We start from the raw sequence: 18,027 nt of genomic DNA, 5'->3' as shown, positions 1-18,027 counted from the left end.
GGGCGCCGTAGAGCGCCAACTTCAATAGCCACCGAGCATTGACAATGCCCCACACGCCATTGCCGCCAAAACATCGCGCAAACGCCAGGTCGATGCGCAAGGTCATGACATCAGCCGAATTGAAGCTCTGGAACGAGCTTCGCGCGCACCGTCTGATGGGGCTTGGCTTTCGCCGACAATTGCCGGTCGCTGGTTACATTGTCGACTTCGCTTGCCCGGAGAAGAAACTTGTCGTCGAGGTCGACGGATCCCAGCATGCCAAAGCCGAAGCGGTCACAAGCGACGAAGCTAGGACATTGCGCTTGGAGCAAGACGGCTGGACCGTGCTGCGCTTCTGGAACGATGACATCATCCGCGACATCGATAATGTTTGCCAGCATATTGTGATTGCGGCTGGTCTCGGTGGAACGTCTTGAATGGACCGGCTGGAGGATCTGTCGTCGCGGCAAGGCCAGCGGGACAGCGCCCCCCTCTGTCCTGCCGGACATCTCCCCCACGAGGGGGGAGATTAAGCTCTCCTCCCTTGGCCCAGCGCTCGCGGCTTTATCGCCCGGCCCGTATCGGCTAAGGGGCAGGGAGCAAATCTCTCCTCACCCGGACCGCCATCAGAAATGACCGCCAAGACCAAGCCAAAGCCGCTGTTCCTCGGGATCGACACCGGCGGCACCTATACCGATGCCGTGCTGTGGTCCGAGACGGAAGGCCCCCAACAAGGCCCGAACAAGGGCAAGGTGTTGGCCAAGGCCAAGGCGCTGACCACGCGGCATGACCTCGCCGTCGGCATTTCCGGCGCCGTCGATGCAGTGCTGCAGAAGGCCGGCACCGATCCCGCCGCGATCAAGCTGGTTTCGATGTCGACGACGCTTGCCACCAACGCACTGGTCGAGGGCCAGGGCGGCCGCGTCGCGCTGGTGATGATCGGCTTTTCCGAGGGCGACCTCGCCCGCGACGGGCTGAAAGCCGCGCTGGGCACCGATCCGGTGGTGTTCTGCACGGGCGGCCACGATGTGCACGGCAATGCCGCCAGGCTCGATCTGTCTGGGCTGGAGGCAGCGCTGCCGGAACTCGGCGCCTCGGTGTCCGGCTTTGCCGTCTGCGCCTATTTCGCCACCCGCAATCCGGCACATGAGATCGCCGCCCGCGAACTGATCCGCGAAAAGACCGGGCTGCCGGTAACCGCCAGCCACGAGCTGTCGGCCAAGCTCGGCGGTCCGCGCCGGGCGCTGACGACGCTGCTCAACGCCAGGCTGATCTCGATGATCGACCGGCTGGTGGCGGCGACCGAAGGCTTTCTCGAGGCGCGCAACATCGCGGCACCGCTGATGGTGGTGCGCGGCGATGGCGCGCTGGTTTCGGCGGCGTTTGCCCGCCAGCGGCCGATCGAGACCATCCTCTCCGGCCCGGCCGCCAGCCTGGTCGGCGCCCGCCACATGACCGGGCTCGACAACGCCATGGTGTCCGACATCGGCGGCACCACCACCGACGTCGCCGTGCTCGATGGCGGCCGTCCCAGGCTCGATCCGGAAGGCGCCACCGTCGGCGGCTTCCGCACCATGGTCGAGGCGGTCGCCATGCGCACCTTCGGCCTCGGGGGCGATTCCGAAGTGATGTTGGAGGATGGCGCGCTCAACCCGAAGATCCTGCTCGGGCCGCGCCGCCTGGTGCCGCTGGCTCTGGCCGGCATGGCGCATGGCGGCGCCGTCACATCGGAACTCGAGCGCCAGTTGCGGGCGCCCAATCCCGGCCGCATGGATGGCCGTTTCGCGGTACGCACCGGCGTGCCGGACCGGCTCGCCGCCGGCCTGACCGGCGCCGAAGCCAGGCTTTACGAGGCCATCGGTGCCGTGCCGCTCGCCGTCGACAGGCTTTTGACCTCGAATGCGCAGAACGCGACGCTGAACCGGCTGGTGTCGCGCGGGCTGGTGCATGTCGCCGGCTTCACCCCGTCGGACGCCGCCCATGTGCTGGGCAAGCAGGCGAACTGGGACCCCGTTGCTGCGCGCCTCGGCGCCGAACTGTTCGCCCGCAAGCGCGACGGCCGTGGCCAGTTCATCGCCGCTTCGCCCGAAGCGATCTCGGAGCGGGTGCTGGTGACGCTGACGCGCTGGTCTGCCGAATATATCCTCGAAACCGCCTTTGCCGAGGACGGCCTCGATGGCGCGTCGACCGTGGCGCATGCGCTGGTGCAGCGCGCGGTCGACGCGCATCCCGGCATTGCACGGCTGACCGTGGCGCTAGACCGCCCGGTCATCGGCCTCGGGGCCTCGGCGCCGCTGCATTATGCCGGCCTGCCGCCGCTGATCGGCAACGACTGCGTGGTGCCGGAGGATACCGATGTCGCCAACGCACTCGGCGCCGTCGTCGGGCAGGTGCGGGTGTCGGCCGAGGCGCGGGTCAGCCAGCCCAAGGAAGGGCTGTTTCGTCTTGCCTCGGGCGAAACCGTGCGTGATTTCCTCGACGAGGCGGCGGCGATCGCGGCGGCCGAGGCCGATGTCCGCGCCATCGTCGCCCAGCGCGCCAGGGAGGCCGGCACCGACAGCGCCGAGATCGACGTCGCGACCGAGTTCCGCGTCTCGACCGTCGAAGCCCAGCGCATGTTCATCGAAGCGCATGTGGTGGCGGTGGCCTCGGGAAGGCCGCGCATTGCGGGGTAGCGGCTGATCTCCCCCCTTGAGGGGGAGATGTCGCCGAAGGCGACAGAGGGGGTCGGTTCGACGGGACGCGACCTCTGCTTTGAACAGAAGAGGCTAGCGCCTTACGTTCGGCGACCCCCTCTGGCCTGCCGGCCATCTCCCCCTCGAGGGGGGAGATTGGCAGCGTCACCGACCGCTAAATACGTCCCCTTCACCCTAAGCTGAATTGACCCTGCCACCCTGACATGCCAAAGGCCCGCAAAGCCTTTCATCTGGAGTAGCCTGATGACCGATCGCATCGAGATCGCCGGATTGCGGATTGCCCGCGAGCTGCATGAGTTCGTGGCCAGGGAAGCGCTGCCGGGCACCGGCATCGAAGCGGACGCCTTCTGGAATGGCTTCTCAGCCATCGTCCATGATTTGGCACCGAAGAACCGGGCGCTGCTGGCAAAGCGCGACGCCATCCAGGAACAGATAGACGGCTGGTATCGCGACCATGGCGCACCCGTCGACATGGAGGCCTACAAGGGCTTCCTGAAAGAGATCGGCTACCTCGTCCCGGAAGGCCCGGCCTTCAGCGTGTCGACCGACAATGTCGACCCCGAAATCGCGATCGTTGCCGGCCCGCAGCTGGTCGTGCCGGTGATGAATGCCCGTTATGCGCTCAACGCTGCCAATGCGCGCTGGGGCTCGCTCTACGATGCGCTCTACGGCACCGACGCCATTCCCGAAACCGATGGCGCCGAAAAGGGCAAAGCCTTCAATCCGGCGCGCGGCGCCAAGGTCGTTGCCTGGACGAAGAGCTTTCTCGACGAGGCCGCACCGCTCACCTCGGGCAAATGGGCAGGCGTCAACGGTCTGTCGCTGGCGCAAGGCGCCTTGCGGCTGAGTGCCGGTGCCGGCTCAACGACGCTGGCCAACCCGAAACAATTCGTCGGCTACCGTGGCGACGCCGCCAATCCCGATGCGGTGCTGCTTGTGCGCAACGGCCTGCACATAGAGATCGTGATCGACCGCAACAACCAGATCGGCCGCACCGATCCGGCGGGGATCGCCGATGTCATCCTGGAATCGGCGCTGACCACCATCCAGGATTGCGAGGATTCGGTCGCTGCGGTGGATGCGCAGGACAAGGTCGTCGTCTACCGCAACTGGCTCGGCCTGATGAAGGGTGACCTTGCGGAAAAAATCACCAAGGGCGGCAAGAGTTTTGTCCGCAAGCTCAATCCCGACCGCTCCTACACCACGCCCGCCGGCGGCACGCTGACCGTGCCCGGCCGCTCGCTGATGCTGGTCAGGAATGTCGGCCACCTCATGACCAACCCGGCGATTCTTGACCGCGACGGCAACGAGGTTCCGGAAGGCATTATGGATGCGGCGATGACGGCGCTGATCGCGCTGCATGACGTCGGAACCAACGGCCGCCGTGCCAATTCCCGCGCCGGCTCGATGTATGTCGTGAAACCCAAGATGCACGGGCCGGAGGAAGTCGCCTTCGCGGTCGAGATCTTCGACCGTGTCGAGGCCCTGCTCGGCATGGCCAAGAATACCATCAAGATGGGCATCATGGACGAGGAGCGGCGCACCACCGTCAACCTCAAGGAAGCAATCCGCGCCGCAAAAGAGCGCGTCGTGTTCATCAACACCGGCTTCCTCGATCGCACCGGCGACGAGATCCACACCTCGATGGAAGCCGGCCCGATGATCCGCAAGGGCGACATGAAGCAGGCCGCCTGGATTTCCGCCTACGAGGCGTGGAATGTCGACACCGGGCTCGAATGCGGGCTGGCCGGCCACGCCCAGATCGGCAAGGGCATGTGGGCGATGCCGGATCTGATGGCGGCGATGCTGGTCGAGAAGATCGCCCACCCCAAGGCCGGCGCCAACACCGCCTGGGTGCCCTCGCCGACGGCGGCGACGCTGCATGCCACGCACTATCACAAGGTCGATGTCCACGCGGTGCAGGCAGCGCTGAAGAGCCGGCCCAAGGCGAAGCTCGACGACATCCTGTCGGTGCCGGTCGCGGTCAGGCCGAACTGGACTCCCGACGAGATCCAGCGCGAGCTCGACAACAACGCGCAAGGCATTCTGGGCTATGTCGTGCGCTGGATCGACCAGGGCGTCGGTTGCTCAAAGGTGCCTGACATCAACGATGTCGGCCTGATGGAAGACCGCGCCACGCTGCGCATTTCCTCGCAGCACATCGCCAACTGGCTGCATCACGACGTCTGTTCTCGCATCCAGGTGATGGATTCCCTGCGGCGCATGGCGGCGATCGTCGATCTGCAGAATGTCGGCGATCCGCTCTACCAGCCGATGGCGGCCGACTTCGACAACTCGATCGCCTTCCTGGCGGCCTGCGACCTGGTCTTCAAGGGCCGTGTCCAGCCCAACGGCTACACCGAACCGGTGCTGCACGCGCGGCGGCTGGAACTGAAGGCGCAGCAGGGCTGAAGAGGCCAGTCCCTGCCGTGAATAGGGCGGCGGGTCTTCGACCTGGCTTTCGCGCGGAGATAGAGCGTTTAGGGAGCTGTATGGTCCAGGAGCCGAATGGTGGGATCGCGACGGTGTTCGGAGTTGGCGCGATCGACGCCTTCCACCGTAATCGCGATCGTCCCGTTTTCTATCCTTGCGATCCATCCCTTCGCTTTCAGATACCAGAGATGGAACTCGAGATGTTCTCGCGGACAGCCTGACAAGCGTTCGAGCTCTACATCTCCGATCCCGGGATCGGTGACGTCGTGCCGGCGCTTCGCATAAAGCAGCGAAAGCAGTTGGGCCTGGATCACACCATCCCGCTCGATGCCTTTGGCGTTGCTGGCTTCCTCGGTCAACTCGCGGCGAAGGCCGGCATGGTCTCTGTACGCGATGTCGTATTGAGCGCGCTTGACCGGATCCTTGAGCGTATTGTGGGCTTCTACGATTTCGCTGAAGCGGGCTTCATCGCCAGTCTGCTGATTGTCTGGATGATAGCGCATCGCAAAATAGCGAAATATGCGCTCCAGCGTTTCCGAGTTGGCGTTTGGGCTAACTTCTAAAACTTCGTAGTAGTCAATGAACATAGCGGTACACCCTCAACAGCTATAATATATTCGCATCGACTAAAATAAGGAACGTCCAATGAACCAGGACGGAACCAAAGCGGTTACGTCAGACCTTTGCTTGCGGCAGCCAAGACTTTAGTCTGGCATTGATGGCGGCCACGCTTCTGGTGAAGATCAAGAAAATGGCCGGCGTCCGTTCGGTGGGGGCCGTTGGGTGGTGAGGACGCCGGCCAAGCGGACAATCAGGTCCGCCGCACTGCAGAGATGGTCGATTCGTTGGGTGGCGGTTATGGCGTGATCGCGGAAGGCGGCGTGGCAGGGTCGGCTTGTCGCGCGATCGCGTACTGCCAGATTTCGCCCACGGGACCAAAAACCACAACCGCAAGCACGGCCATCAGAAGGCAAGTGACCTACGCCGCCTGCGCCACGCGCTCCGAACTCATCCGATAAGAAATCGCTTCGGCCAGATGGATGCGGCCGACGGTCTCGCTGGCGTCGAGATCGGCCAATGTCCGCGCGACTTTCAGCACCCGGTGATAGGCCCGCGCCGAAAAAGCGAGCTTTTCGCTGGCGTCCTTGAGCAGCGACAGGCCGGCGGCGTCAGGCATGGCGATCTCTTCGATCACCGACGGCGCGCAATGCGCGTTGGTGGTGGCGCGGGTAGCGCCGAGGCGCTCGAAACGCTCGCGCTGGATGGTGCGGGCGCGTGCCACGCGCAGCGCCACATCGGCACTTTTCTCCGCCCGGTCGGGCCGGATCAGGTCGCTGGCCGAGACCGCCGGCACCTCGATCCGGAGATCGATACGGTCGAGCAGCGGACCGGAGATACGCGCCTGGTAGTCGGTGCGGCAGCGCTCGCCGCGCAGGCAGCGATAGCCGGGCTCGCCGGCCATCCCGCACCGGCACGGGTTCATCGCCGCCACCAGCTGGATGCGTGCCGGATAGGTGACGCGATGGTTGGCGCGCGCGATCATGCAGTCGCCGGTCTCCAGCGGCTGGCGCAGCGCATCGAGCGTCTGCGGCGTGAACTCGGGAAACTCGTCGAGGAACAGCACGCCGTGATGGGCGAGCGACACTTCACCCGGTCGCGCGCGGATGCCGCCGCCAACCATCGCCGCCATCGAGGCCGAATGGTGCGGCGCGCGGAACGGCCGCCGGTCGGTCAATTTGCCTTCGCCGAGCTCTCCCGCCACCGAGGCGATCATCGAGACTTCCAGCAATTCCTTCGGCGCCAGCGGTGGCAGGATCGACGGCAGCCGCTGCGCCAGCATCGATTTTCCTGAACCGGGCGGGCCGATCATCAGCAGATTGTGCCCACCGGCCGCCGCCACCTCCAGCGCCCGCTTGGCGGTCTCCTGGCCCTTGATGTCGGCGAGATCGGGCAGATCGCGCGCCGCGGCGTGGATGCCCGCCTCCGGCCGCGACAGGACCTGCGTGCCGCGGAAATGATTGGCGATGGCGATCAGGCTGCGCGGCGCCAGAATGTCGAAATCCTTGCCCGCCCAGGCCGCTTCCGGCCCGCAGGCGAACGGGCAGATCAGGCCCTTGCCCTCGGCATTGGCGCCGATCGCCGCCGGCAAGGCGCCGGCGACCGCGGCAATCGTGCCGTCGAGCGACAATTCGCCAAGCACGACATAGCCGGCCAGCATGTCGCCCGGAATGGCGCCAAGGGCGGCCATCAGGCCAAGCGCGATCGGCAGATCGTAATGGCTGCCCTCCTTGGGCAGGTCGGCGGGTGCCAGATTGACCGTGACCTTCTTCGACGGCATCGACAGGCCGGAAGCATGCAGCGCTGCCTGCACCCGCTCGCGGCTTTCCGCCACTGCCTTGTCGGCCAGGCCGACGATGTGCATGTTGACCTTGCCGGGCGCGATCATCACCTGCACGTCGACCGGCACAGCCTCGATGCCCTGGAAAGCGACCGTGCGAACCCGCGCCACCATTTTTATGCCCCCGGATAGGTGTTCGCCCATGCCCTGGCGACCAGGGTGCAAGCGAAGTCAAGGAAGACAACCACAGATTTCAGAGTTAGGCAAGAACATTACGAGAACATATGGCCGCCTTACGACGGTGAAGAATGCTGCCGGCAAGGACGCGCCGTTCATAAGTTGGGCTTCGATCGGAAGCTTGAGCGCCCTCTTCGTCAAAGGCTCGCCGGCATCAAGGATGAGATTCCCGGGCATGGATGGCTAGAATTTTTCGAACAGGCGCTCCACCTTGCGGGCAAACATTTCCCTCTGGTTGTCAGAGATGTTTTCGACAGAATATCTCGTCAGGTAGAGGTGCTTCACGTTGCGGCCGCACATAGTCTTGAGGCCTCGCAGCAGCACCTTCCTTCCCGGGTTTTGCATGTACAGTTCGGTATACCACCACGGCGACCCGCATGTAGTGACAACGCCCATCCGCCGGATGTTCAATAGCGCCGGCTTGATCATGCCACCGTCTGCCGGCAACTCGTAAGCCACCCCTGGTCGCCAAACTCGATCAAAATAACCCTTCAGGATTGCAGGCATGCCCGACCACCATGTCGGAAAGCAGAAAACGCAGGCCTCCGCCCATCTCAACGCGTCGATATAAATCTGCAAGTCGCTGGGTGCCTGGGCAGGATCAAAGTGACCATGTCTTTCTTCGGCATGCATCACAGGATCGAACTTCATCTGATGGAGATCGAAATCAACGACCTCGTCACCCCTGGCTTTGAGGGTCTGAACGACTCGTTTGTGGAGCGCCGCCTGGTAGCTGTCGGCTAGTGGATGCGCGTAGACGACATTGATTTTCATGGCGTGAGCCTTCAGGCTTCGAACTACACGCACATATTAGCTGTCGCGCAACCAACAGGAAACAGCAAGGTCAGTGGCGGGGAAGGAAAGCCCATCGCCGGTGTCGATCCGCAGCGGGCTTATACAATCGCCTGATCAAATCAAGAACATTACAAGAATACACAGCCGCGCCGGTCGCGGCCGGGTTGTACCCGGTTGCAAAAACGGAACATGGTTAAGACAAAATGAAAACGGTTACTTCCTCTTCCCCTCGACCGCGTCCCAGAACAGGCTGGCGATGTCGGCGCCGCCGAAGCGCTTGACCTCGCGCACGCCGGTCGGCGAGGTCACGTTGATCTCGGTCATGTAGTCGCCGATGACGTCGATGCCGACGAGGATGAAGCCGCGCTCTTTCAGCGCCGGCCCGATGCGGGCGCAGATCTCGCGCTCGCGTTCCGTCAGTTCGGTCTTTTCGGCGCGGCCGCCGACATGCATGTTGGAGCGGGAATCATGCTCGGCCGGCACCCGGTTGATGGCGCCGACCGGCTCGCCGTCGATCAGGATGATGCGCTTGTCGCCCTTGCGCACGTCCTTCAGATAGCGCTGCACGATATAGGGTTCGCGGAACATCTGGCCGAACATTTCCAGCAGCGAGGCAAGGTTGCGGTCCCCCTCGAGCAGATGGAAGACGCCGGAGCCGCCATTGCCGTAGAGCGGCTTGACGATGATGTCGCCGAACTCCTTGCGGAAGGCGGCAACTTCGAGCGGATCCTTGGTGATCAGCGTGTCCGGCATCAGGTCGGGAAACTCGGTGACGAAGATCTTTTCCGGGCTGTTGCGCACCCAGGCCGGGTCGTTGACCACCAACGTCCCGGGATGGATGCGCTCCAGAATGTGCGTGGTGGTGATGTAGTTCATGTCGAAGGGCGGATCCTGGCGCAGCAGGACGACGTCCATCTCCGACAGATCGGTACGCACCCTCTCGCCCAGCGAATAGTGGCTGCCCTTCTCGTCGCGGACCTGCATCTCCTCGATGCGGGCAAACACCTTGCCGTCGCGCAGTGACAGCCGGTCCGGCGTGTAGTGGAACAGAAGATGGCCGCGTCGCTGCGCTTCCAGCGACAGCGCGAACGAGGTGTCGCCGGCGATCGACACGGTGGAGATGTGGTCCATCTGGACGGCAATTTTCAGCTTCATGGCGGGTCTCCGGCGGCTCGGATGGGCGACTGTCTTGCCTGTACAGGCTCACTGCCCGTCTGCCAATCGCGACATTTTGAAGATTGGCATCAGCAAGTTGCAAAGCTGGGCCAGCGCCCGATCTGCCGGCCATCTGGAGCCACGGCGAGGCTGCGCGTCATCGCTTTCTTAAGCCTTGCCGTGCAAGGGTAAGCCCCGAATGCGCCCGGCCGCGCTGACGCAACCCCGGGCACTCGATGGAACAACGACCATGAACGCCGTCACCGCCATCCGTGCCGCTGCAACCAAACAGCTCGAGCTCACCATCTTGATGCCATGCCTCAACGATGACTTGTCGGCCGATGACTTGCCGGCCGATGAGTTGCCGGCCAACCAGCCGCCGGCGCGCGACGGATGAGCGAAGCCTTGCCGGCCTTTGTCCAGACACGCCTGTTCCGATTCCTGACGGTCGGCGTCGGCGCCGCATTGCTGTTCTTCGTTCTGTCGTGGTTCCTGGTGTCGCTGGGCCTTTCGCCCTTCATCGGCAGTGTCGTCGCCTATGCGATTGCCTTTGTTGTTGCCTATAGCGCACAGCGCGGCTGGACATTCGGCGGCCAGCACGATCACATCAGCGCCATGCCGCGCTATCTTGCCCTGCAGCTGGGATGCGCGCTGTTTTCGGGCCTGGTGTCGCACCTGGCGGTCACGCGTTTCGGCTTGTCGGCGTTCGCCATGTCGGCGCTGACGACGGTTGCCGCAGGCGCGGTGAGCTACGTCATGTCGTCGCTATGGGTGTTTCCGACGCGCGGTTAGCTCATTTTCCGCGCGCCATTTTGCGCTTTGTGAAGTGACCGTCGCCAGCCCGCGCCGCACGTCGCATCAGCCCCTGGGCACATGACGCCGCTTACCCGTGAAAAATCGATTTTCGCGATACGTTTCCTAAAGGGTTTGCTGCCAGTCTCGGAAATAAATTCCGACGTCACAAAACAGGGACACCGATGCAAACTTCGTTTGGCACCGGTCAGGCAAACAGGGAGAGCACGGATCTGGCATTCACCGATCCGTTGACCGGGCTTGGCAACCATCGCCGCTTCTTCGACAAGGTCGATCGCCTGATCAGCGATCGTGCCGACGATCCCGCACCCTTTACCGTCGGCATTCTCGACCTCGACGGCTTCAAGCCGATCAACGATTTGTTCGGCCACAAGGCCGGTGACGATATCCTGATCCAGGTCGCCATGCGGCTGCGCGCCTCGATGGACAGCCACTCAACGGTCTGCCGCATCGGCGCCGACGAGTTCGCCTTCCTCTATCCCCTGGTGTTCAGCGAGGATGCAGCGGCTGAAAAGTCCCGCATGCTGATCGAGATCCTGTCGGCGCCCTATGATGTCGGCGAACGCACTGCCAGGCTCTCGGCCTCGGTTGGCTGCTCGCTGTTTTCTTCGGGCGACGAGACCACCGAGATCCTCATCAACAAGGCCGAAACGGCACTCTATCACGCCAAGCGTTCCGGTCGTGGCCGCGTCGTCGTCTACACCCGCGAGATGGAAGAAGCGGCCAAGCGCGTTACCCGTATCGAACAGGCGCTGCGCCGGGCTGTCTCGGCCGGCGAGGTGGAGCCGCATTTCCAGCCCATCGTCGACCTCAACACGCGCCGCACCATCGGTTTCGAGACGCTGGCGCGCTGGACCGATCGCGACTTGGGCTCCGTGCCGCCAACCGTCTTCATTCCCATCGCCGAGGAGCGCGGCATCATCGGCCCGCTGTCGCAGCTGGTGCTGCGCAAGGCGACAGAGGCCGCCAGAAGCTGGCCGAAGGACCTGTTCCTGTCGTTCAACCTGTCACCCTCGCAGCTCGTCGACCAGAACACCGGCCTGCACATACTGGCGATCCTCGACCGCACCGGCTTCGATCCGCGCCGGCTGGAGATCGAGATCACCGAGACCGGCCTGATGAACGACCCGGCCTCGGCCGCGCAGATCGTGGAGGACCTGCGCCGCGTCGGCATCCGCGTCTCGCTCGACGATTTCGGCACCGGCCAGTCCTCGCTCGGCCGTCTGCGCGAATTCCATTTCGACAAGCTCAAGATCGACCGCGCCTTCGTCTCTTCCATTCTCGACGATAGGCCGTCCGAACACATCATCCGCGCCATTCTCGCCATGTGCGAAGGGCTCGGCATGGACGTCGTCGCCGAAGGCATCGAGCAGGAGGCGCAGGCCGACCGCCTGGTCCAGTTCGGCTGCGCTGGCGGGCAAGGCTATCTGTTCGGCAAGCCGGTCGATGCCGACGCCACGCTCGGCTATCTCCGCGATTCCTTCCGCGGCGCCTTGCGCGCCAAGGCGATCTGACCGGCGATCTCGAAGCCGCTGGCAATCCCGACGGTGCCGCCGCGCGCATCCGGTGCGGCGCATTGTCGTTTTGTCTGACATAAGCCCAGAAATCCGGCGGTTCGCCCTTGCCCGCGCGCCTTGCGTGGCTAGGATGCGCGCCGGTCACGCTGGGAGACAAGAACGATGATGCCATCGGCGCATTTTGCCGACCTCGAAGGAGCCTCGGTGCTGATCACCGGCGGCGGCTCCGGAATTGGCGCGGCACTGACCGAGGGTTTTGTGCGCCAGGGCGCCAATGTCGCCTTCGTCGACATCGCCGATGGTCCGAGCACGGCCCTTGCCGACCGCATCGAGAAGGCGTTCGGCAAGCGACCGCTCTATATCAAGACCGACCTGCGCGACGTCGAGGCTCTGCGTGCGTCCGCCGCGAAGGCCGCCGAGGCGCATGGCGATGTCACCGTGCTGGTCAACAATGCGGCCTGGGATGAACGCCACGCCGTCGAGGACGTGACGGTCGAGTTCTGGGACAACAACCAGGCCATTAATCTCAGGCCGCATTTCTTCACCGCGCAAGCGGTGGCGCCGGGCATGAAGCGGGCCGGCGGCGGTTCTATCATCAACTTCACCTCGACATCCTATCTGATCAACCACCCCGACATGCCGTCCTACACGGCCGCGAAGGCCGGCATCCTGGGTCTGACCAAGGGGCTGGCCGGCAAGCTCGGTGTGGACGGCATCCGCGTCAACGCCATTGCACCCGGCTGGGTGATCACCGAGCGGCAGAAGGAACTCTGGGTGACCGAACAGGCGCTTGCCGCCCATGTCGCCAAGCAGTGCATCAAGCAGGTGATGCAGCCGGACGACATCGTCGGCACCGTGCTGTTCCTCGCCTCGGACGCCTCGCGCATGCTGACCGCGCAGATGCTGATCGTCGATGGAGGTTTCCTGTGAGCCCAGGGTTTGCCAGCAACGCGCCGGCGGTAGCCGCTGTCGACTGGGGCACGACCCGCATGCGGGTCTGGCTGATCGACGGGCAAGGCAAGGTGCTTGCCGAACGCCGCGGCGATGATGGCCTGATCACCGCGCAGCAGAAAGGTTTTTCGATCCTTCTCGAAGGGCATCTGGCGGCGATGGGAGCACCGGAGGCGCTGCCCGTCATCATCTGCGGCATGGCCGGTTCCCGGCAGGGCTGGCTGGAGGCGCCCTATGTCACCGTGCCGGCGCCGATCGGTGCCATCCTGGCCGGTGCTGCCAAGGTGCCAGGCCAAAGCCGCGACATCCGCATCGTCCCGGGTCTTGCCCAGCGGCTGACTGACGCGCCCGACGTCATGCGCGGCGAGGAAACCCAGCTCGCCGGCGCCGGCCTGCCGGCCAGGGGACGCCAGCTGGTCTGCATGCCCGGCACCCATTCGAAATGGGTGCTGGTCGAGGACGGCGCGGTTGCCGGTTTCGGCACCTGGCCGACCGGCGAGCTGTTCTCGGTGCTTGCCGCGCACTCGATCCTGCGCCATTCGCTCGGCGAACATCCGAAGCCGGTCACATCGGACAATCCGTTCTTCCGCCGCTGGTGCGAAACCGCGTTGGGCGAAGGCGGGGATGTCACCTCGCGGCTGTTTTCCATCCGCGCCGCCGGCCTGCTGCAGGACCTGAAAGCCGACGATGCCGCCGCCTGCCTGTCCGGCCTTTTGATCGGTGGCGAGATCGCCTCGGCCAGCCGCCGCCATGGCGCCGGCGCGGAACCCGTGGTGCTAATCGCCTCCGGCGCGCTGGCCGCGCTCTACCAGGCCGCACTTGGTCTTGCCGGGCTTGAGGTCCGGACCGTCGACGCCGACGAGGCAGTGCGTGCCGGTCTCGTCGAGGCGGCGCGTGAGAACGGCATGATCGCCAGAATTGGAGCAGCCCGATGAGCCAGACCGCACCTTTCCCCAAGCTCAAGCGCGGGCTGGTCGCCATCCTGCGCGGCCTCAAGCCGACCGAGGCGATCGCAATAGGCCAGGCGCTGTTCGACGCCGGCATCGAGGCGATCGAAGTGCCGCTCAACTCACCGGAGCCGTTTTCGTCGATCGCCCGGATCGTCGAAGTGCTTCCAAAAACAGCCCTGGTCGGCGCCGGCACAGTGCTGACGCCGGCCGATGTCGATGGCTTGCACAAGGCCGGCGGGCGGCTTCTGGTCAGCCCCAACATCGATGCCGAGGTGATGGCGCGTGCCATGCACCACGGCATGGTGACGATGCCCGGCGTGTTCACGCCGACCGAGGCTTTCCTGGCGATCAAGCTCGGCGCCTCGGCGCTGAAATTCTTCCCGGCGAGCGTGCTGGGCGCCGGCGGCATTTCCGCGATGCGCGCGGTGTTGCCGGCGCAAACGGTGGTCGGCGCCGTCGGCGGCGTCTCTGAAAAAGATTTTGCCGGCTACAAGGCGGCGGGCGTGACGGCCTTCGGATTGGGCTCCAGCCTGTTCAAGCCGGGCATGAGCGTTGACGACGTAGCGGCACGCGCACACGCCGCCGTCGCGGCCTGGGACGCGGTGTTCGGGGAAGCATGATGAGCGAGGTTTCGGTTTTCTCCGATCACATCTGCCAGCTCGGCGAAGGGCCGAGCTACGATCCCGCCACCGATGCGCTGTTCTGGTTCGACATCGTCAACGGCCTTTTGTTGGAACAGGGCGTCGCCTCCGGCTCGCTGAAGATCCACGAGCTTGGCCAGATGGCCAGCGCCATCGCCATCATCGACGACAAGCGCCAGCTGATCGTCACCGAGACCGGCCTCTTTGTCCGCGACGTGGCGACCGGCACGCTGACGCTGCATACGGCTGTTGAGGCCGACAATGCGCTCACGCGTTCCAACGATTCGCGCGTCCATCCCTGCGGTGCCCTGTGGATGGGCACGATGGGCAAGAAGGAGGAAAAGGGCGCCGGTTCGATCTACTGGTTTTTCAAGGCAGAGTTGCGCAAGCTTTTTTCCGACATCACCGTCTCCAACTCGATCTGTTTTTCCGAAGACGGCGCGCTCGCCTACTACACCGACACCGCGACCGGGCTGCTGATGCGCATCGCCTGCGACCCGGCCACCGGCCTGCCTACTGGCGAGCCGAAGGTGTTCGTCGATCACCGCTCGTCCAAGGGTTATGTCGACGGCTCGGTCGTCGACCGCGATGGCGTGCTGTGGAACGCCGTCTGGGGCGGCAAGGTGGTCAAGGCCTATTCGCCTGAAGGCGCGCTGCTGCGCGAAATCCCGATGCCGGTGACGCAGCCGTCCTGCCCGGCCTTCGTCGGCCAGAAAGCCGATCGCTTGGCGGTCACGTCCGCCTGGAAGGGCAAGGACGAAAAGCAGCGCCAGCTCGATCCGCAGGCGGGCATGACCTTCCTGCTCGACATTCCCGTCAATGGGCGCTTCGAGCCGCGCGTGCTGATCGCCTGATTGAACCGCATTCTGCGGTCGGCCGGCGCGTTGTCACGCAACCGCCCGCACGGTGTCGGTTTCGCGAGAGCCTATTGCCTTCGCCGTGCGATGGTAGGCGATCGTACCGCCGGGAATCGTTCATCTCATGCCGAGCCGCAAGCCAAGACTGATCCTCGTTTACGAGCTGGAAAAGGCCTGCCTGGACCGTCTGGTCGCTGACGGCCATACACCGGAGCGCGCGGCCGAAATTGCGTCCTATCTGGCGCAGTCGACCGATCTCGCTCCTGAATTCGATGCGCTTGGCCGCGCCTGCCAGGCACGCGGCCTGTCGTTCACGCCGGTGGCGCTGGACGACGCCGCAAGCCTCCTGGCCGGTGAGCATCCCGGCACAACGCTGGTCTGGACGCTGACCGACGGCATTGCCTATTTCCGGGGCGGCGCGGCGCCCGCTTTGGCGAGACTGGGTGGGTTCAAAACGATCGGCGCCGACGATGCGCTGTTCGCGCTCTGCCAGGACAAGTTCCGCTCCGGCGCCGTGCTCGGCGCGCTCGGCCTGCCGGTGCCGCAGGCCGGTCTTGCGCGCGACGGCAAATGGCTGGTCGAGCCGCCGGCCTCGCCCGCCGGCTGGTTCGTCAAGCCCAACCGGCTTGGCGCCAAGATCGGCATCTGGCCGGATTCGCGCTGCCACGATCTCGGCCTCGCTTTGGAGCTCAGCCGGCGCGTGTTTTCGGCCTATCGCGATGATGTCGTCGTCCAACCCTATGTCGCCGGCCGCAACGTGCGCGCCAGTTTTCTCGGCCTGGTGCCTGGCGCCGGGGTCGAGGCGCTTGGTGTCACCTTTGTCGATTCAGGGGCCGATTTCCAGATCATGGCGGACAGTCTGGCGCTCTATGGCGACACCGGCGAGGCCGCGAAAGCGGCGGGACATTACGCCGAGCCGGAACTCGTCGCGGTTGGCGACAGCCAGCCGGTCGCCGACGCCAGGATTCGCGCGATCGCGGAGCGGCTGATGAGCGGGCTCGGCCTGCGCGATGTGTTTTCCATCGATCTCAGGGTCGAGGCCGACGACACCGTCCACCTCATCGAGTTCGAGGTCTGCCCCGGCCTGCCCTGCTTCGATTTCCGCGCCTATTGCCGCCAGCAATGGGGCTTCGAGCTGGCCGATGCCATGGCCGAGACCGCGGCCAGCCGGCTGATCGGCGTCAACCGATAGCTGCCCGCCTTGACGGCTTTCGCCCTGCCTCTAGTGTCGGCCAACGACCCGAAAGCAATTCCAGGAAAAGTGTGAAGCGGTTTTCCCGGGAAAAGCGCGTAGCGCTTTCCCTTGGGAATTGCGTCAAAACAAAGAGTCCAGCGAAGGCCGCGCGATGAACACCACACCTGTCGATCCCGAAGCCCTCCACCATCATGTCAGGCGCATGGCCGGGCGCGATCCGCATGAGGTGCATCGTATCGCGACGCCGCTTGAGCTTCTGTTCGACCTGACCTTCGTGACGGCGTTCAGCTTTGCCTCGTCGCAACTCGCCCATGCGTTGGCCGAAGGTCACACCACAGCCGCCCTGCTCGGCTTCGCTTTCGCCAGCTTCGCCATTTGCTGGGCCTGGATCAATTTCTCCTGGTTCTCTTCCGCCTATGACACCGACGACTGGATTTTCCGGCTCGTCACCATGGTGCAGATGATCGGCGTGCTGGTGCTGGCGCTCGGCCTGCCACGCATGTTCGCCTCGATCGAGCACGGCGAGCACCTCAACAATTCGGTGATGGTGCTGGGCTATGTCATCATGCGGGTGGCGATGATCTTCCAATGGCTGCGCGCCGCCCGGCAGGACCCTGTCCGGCGCCGTGCCTGCCTGACCTACGTCACGGCAATTGCGGTCGCCCAGATCGGCTGGGTGGTGCAGATCGTCGTCGATTTCCCGGTCGGCATCAGCATCATCCTAGCCGTCATTCTCGGGCTGATCGAAATGGCGGGGCCGGTGATCGCGGAAGGCAAGGATGGCGGCACGCCCTGGCATGCGCACCATATGGCCGAGCGCTACAGCCTGTTTGCCATCATCGCTTTGGGTGAGGGGGTCGTCGGTACGCTGGCGAGCCTGTCCGCCGTGGTTGAGGAACAGGGCTGGACCGTGGATGCGGCACTGGTCTGCATCGCCGGCACCGGGCTCACCTTCGGCATGTGGTGGGTTTATTACATGCTGCCGTCAGCGCCGATCCTGCATGCCCATCGCAACCGCGCGTTCGTCTGGGGCTACGGACAGATGTTGATTGTCGCGGCCATCGTCGCCACCGGCGCCGGGCTGCATGTCGCGGCCTATTTCATCGAGCACAAGGCGCATATCGGCCCGCTTGCGACACTGCTTGCCACAGCTGTTCCCGTCGCTGTCTTCCTGGCGGCGATCTATGCGCTCTACACCTATCTCGTTCAGCGCTTCGACCCGTTCCACATCTGGCTGCTGCTCGCGACCGCGGCGGTCGTGGCGCTTGCCATTCTCGCAGCACTTGCCGGTGTCGACATGGCGATCTGCCTGATCATTCTCATGTTGGCCCCGGCCGTAACCATCGTCGGCTACGAAATGCTCGGCCACCGCCACCAGGCGGAAGCGCTCGCCAGCGGCGAGCACTCGCCACGCTATGAGAGCCCCGGCGTGGACCCGCCAACTCACGCATAGTGTCGGCGGACTGGCCA

At 64.6% G+C, this 18,027-nt stretch carries 16 protein-coding genes; 12 read left to right on the top strand and 4 right to left on the bottom strand.

Going from position 1 to position 18,027, the window contains the following annotated elements:
• The first annotated feature begins 44 nt into the window (after nucleotides 1–44).
• The 3 genes from FCU66_RS31245 (at nucleotide 45) to FCU66_RS31230 (ending at nucleotide 5,087) form a co-directional block, all read left to right on the top strand.
• A complete protein-coding gene (locus tag FCU66_RS31245) occupies nucleotides 45–416 on the top strand; it encodes an endonuclease domain-containing protein (protein WP_136622397.1) in 372 nt (123 codons plus the stop codon).
• A gap of 195 nt (nucleotides 417–611) precedes the next feature.
• Nucleotides 612–2,654, top strand: coding sequence for a hydantoinase/oxoprolinase family protein (locus FCU66_RS31235; protein WP_136621507.1), 2,043 nt, complete (start codon nucleotides 612–614; stop codon nucleotides 2,652–2,654).
• A 264-nt stretch (nucleotides 2,655–2,918) separates the two neighbouring features.
• On the top strand, nucleotides 2,919–5,087 hold the full coding sequence (locus FCU66_RS31230; RefSeq protein WP_136619581.1) for a malate synthase G: 2,169 nt from the start codon (nucleotides 2,919–2,921) through the stop codon (nucleotides 5,085–5,087).
• Nucleotides 5,088–5,155: 68 nt separating this feature from the next.
• Here the strand turns inward: FCU66_RS31230 and FCU66_RS31225 are convergent, their stop codons facing one another.
• The 4 genes from FCU66_RS31225 to gshB all read right to left on the bottom strand — a co-directional run bounded on the left by FCU66_RS31225 (nucleotide 5,156) and on the right by gshB (nucleotide 9,633).
• On the bottom strand, nucleotides 5,156–5,695 hold the full coding sequence (locus tag FCU66_RS31225; protein ID WP_136619580.1) for a J domain-containing protein: 540 nt from the start codon (nucleotides 5,693–5,695) through the stop codon (nucleotides 5,156–5,158).
• A gap of 392 nt (nucleotides 5,696–6,087) precedes the next feature.
• The gene (locus tag FCU66_RS31220; protein ID WP_136619579.1) at nucleotides 6,088–7,620 is read right to left on the bottom strand and encodes a YifB family Mg chelatase-like AAA ATPase; all 1,533 of its coding nucleotides are present in this window, start codon (nucleotides 7,618–7,620) and stop codon (nucleotides 6,088–6,090) included.
• 246 nt (nucleotides 7,621–7,866) lie between these two features.
• A complete protein-coding gene (locus tag FCU66_RS31215; RefSeq protein WP_136619578.1) occupies nucleotides 7,867–8,457 on the bottom strand; it encodes an NAD(P)H-dependent oxidoreductase in 591 nt (196 codons plus the stop codon).
• Nucleotides 8,458–8,691: 234 nt separating this feature from the next.
• Complete coding sequence (gene gshB, locus FCU66_RS31210) at nucleotides 8,692–9,633, bottom strand: glutathione synthase (RefSeq protein ID WP_136619577.1); 942 nt, start codon at nucleotides 9,631–9,633, stop codon at nucleotides 8,692–8,694.
• Nucleotides 9,634–9,883: 250 nt separating this feature from the next.
• On the opposite strand from gshB, the gene FCU66_RS41385 reads away from it, so the two are divergent.
• The 9 genes from FCU66_RS41385 (at nucleotide 9,884) to FCU66_RS31165 (ending at nucleotide 18,010) form a co-directional block, all read left to right on the top strand.
• On the top strand, nucleotides 9,884–10,030 hold the full coding sequence (locus tag FCU66_RS41385) for a hypothetical protein (RefSeq protein ID WP_168991971.1): 147 nt from the start codon (nucleotides 9,884–9,886) through the stop codon (nucleotides 10,028–10,030).
• On the top strand, nucleotides 10,027–10,425 hold the full coding sequence (locus FCU66_RS31205) for a GtrA family protein (protein WP_136619576.1): 399 nt from the start codon (nucleotides 10,027–10,029) through the stop codon (nucleotides 10,423–10,425). Before FCU66_RS41385 ends, FCU66_RS31205 begins: the two co-directional genes overlap by 4 nt.
• A gap of 185 nt (nucleotides 10,426–10,610) precedes the next feature.
• A complete protein-coding gene (locus FCU66_RS31200) occupies nucleotides 10,611–11,960 on the top strand; it encodes a putative bifunctional diguanylate cyclase/phosphodiesterase (protein ID WP_136619575.1) in 1,350 nt (449 codons plus the stop codon).
• A gap of 165 nt (nucleotides 11,961–12,125) precedes the next feature.
• Nucleotides 12,126–12,893, top strand: a complete 768-nt coding sequence (locus FCU66_RS31195; RefSeq protein WP_136619574.1) for an SDR family NAD(P)-dependent oxidoreductase — start codon at nucleotides 12,126–12,128, stop codon at nucleotides 12,891–12,893.
• On the top strand, nucleotides 12,890–13,849 hold the full coding sequence (locus FCU66_RS31190) for a 2-dehydro-3-deoxygalactonokinase (RefSeq protein WP_136619573.1): 960 nt from the start codon (nucleotides 12,890–12,892) through the stop codon (nucleotides 13,847–13,849). The genes FCU66_RS31195 and FCU66_RS31190 overlap by 4 nt, the downstream gene beginning before the upstream one ends.
• On the top strand, nucleotides 13,846–14,484 hold the full coding sequence (locus FCU66_RS31185) for a 2-dehydro-3-deoxy-6-phosphogalactonate aldolase (protein ID WP_136619572.1): 639 nt from the start codon (nucleotides 13,846–13,848) through the stop codon (nucleotides 14,482–14,484). Before FCU66_RS31190 ends, FCU66_RS31185 begins: the two co-directional genes overlap by 4 nt.
• Nucleotides 14,484–15,359, top strand: coding sequence for an SMP-30/gluconolactonase/LRE family protein (locus FCU66_RS31180; protein WP_136619571.1), 876 nt, complete (start codon nucleotides 14,484–14,486; stop codon nucleotides 15,357–15,359). Before FCU66_RS31185 ends, FCU66_RS31180 begins: the two co-directional genes overlap by 1 nt.
• Before the next feature lie 127 nt (nucleotides 15,360–15,486).
• Nucleotides 15,487–16,554 carry a D-alanine--D-alanine ligase family protein gene (locus FCU66_RS31175; protein ID WP_136619570.1) on the top strand — a complete coding sequence of 356 codons (1,068 nt, stop codon included), beginning with the start codon at nucleotides 15,487–15,489 and terminating at the stop codon, nucleotides 16,552–16,554.
• Between the two features lie 154 nt (nucleotides 16,555–16,708).
• Nucleotides 16,709–18,010: a low temperature requirement protein A gene (locus FCU66_RS31165; RefSeq protein WP_206077151.1), complete on the top strand. Its 1,302-nt coding sequence runs from the start codon at nucleotides 16,709–16,711 to the stop codon at nucleotides 18,008–18,010.
• The last annotated feature ends 17 nt before the right edge of the window (nucleotides 18,011–18,027 follow it).

The organism is Mesorhizobium norvegicum (assembly GCF_004919685.1).
GTDB classification, from domain to species: domain Bacteria; phylum Pseudomonadota; class Alphaproteobacteria; order Rhizobiales; family Rhizobiaceae; genus Mesorhizobium; species Mesorhizobium norvegicum.
The sequence above is the reverse complement of the archived record's forward strand: the minus strand, read 5'-3'. Positions and strand labels throughout refer to the sequence as shown.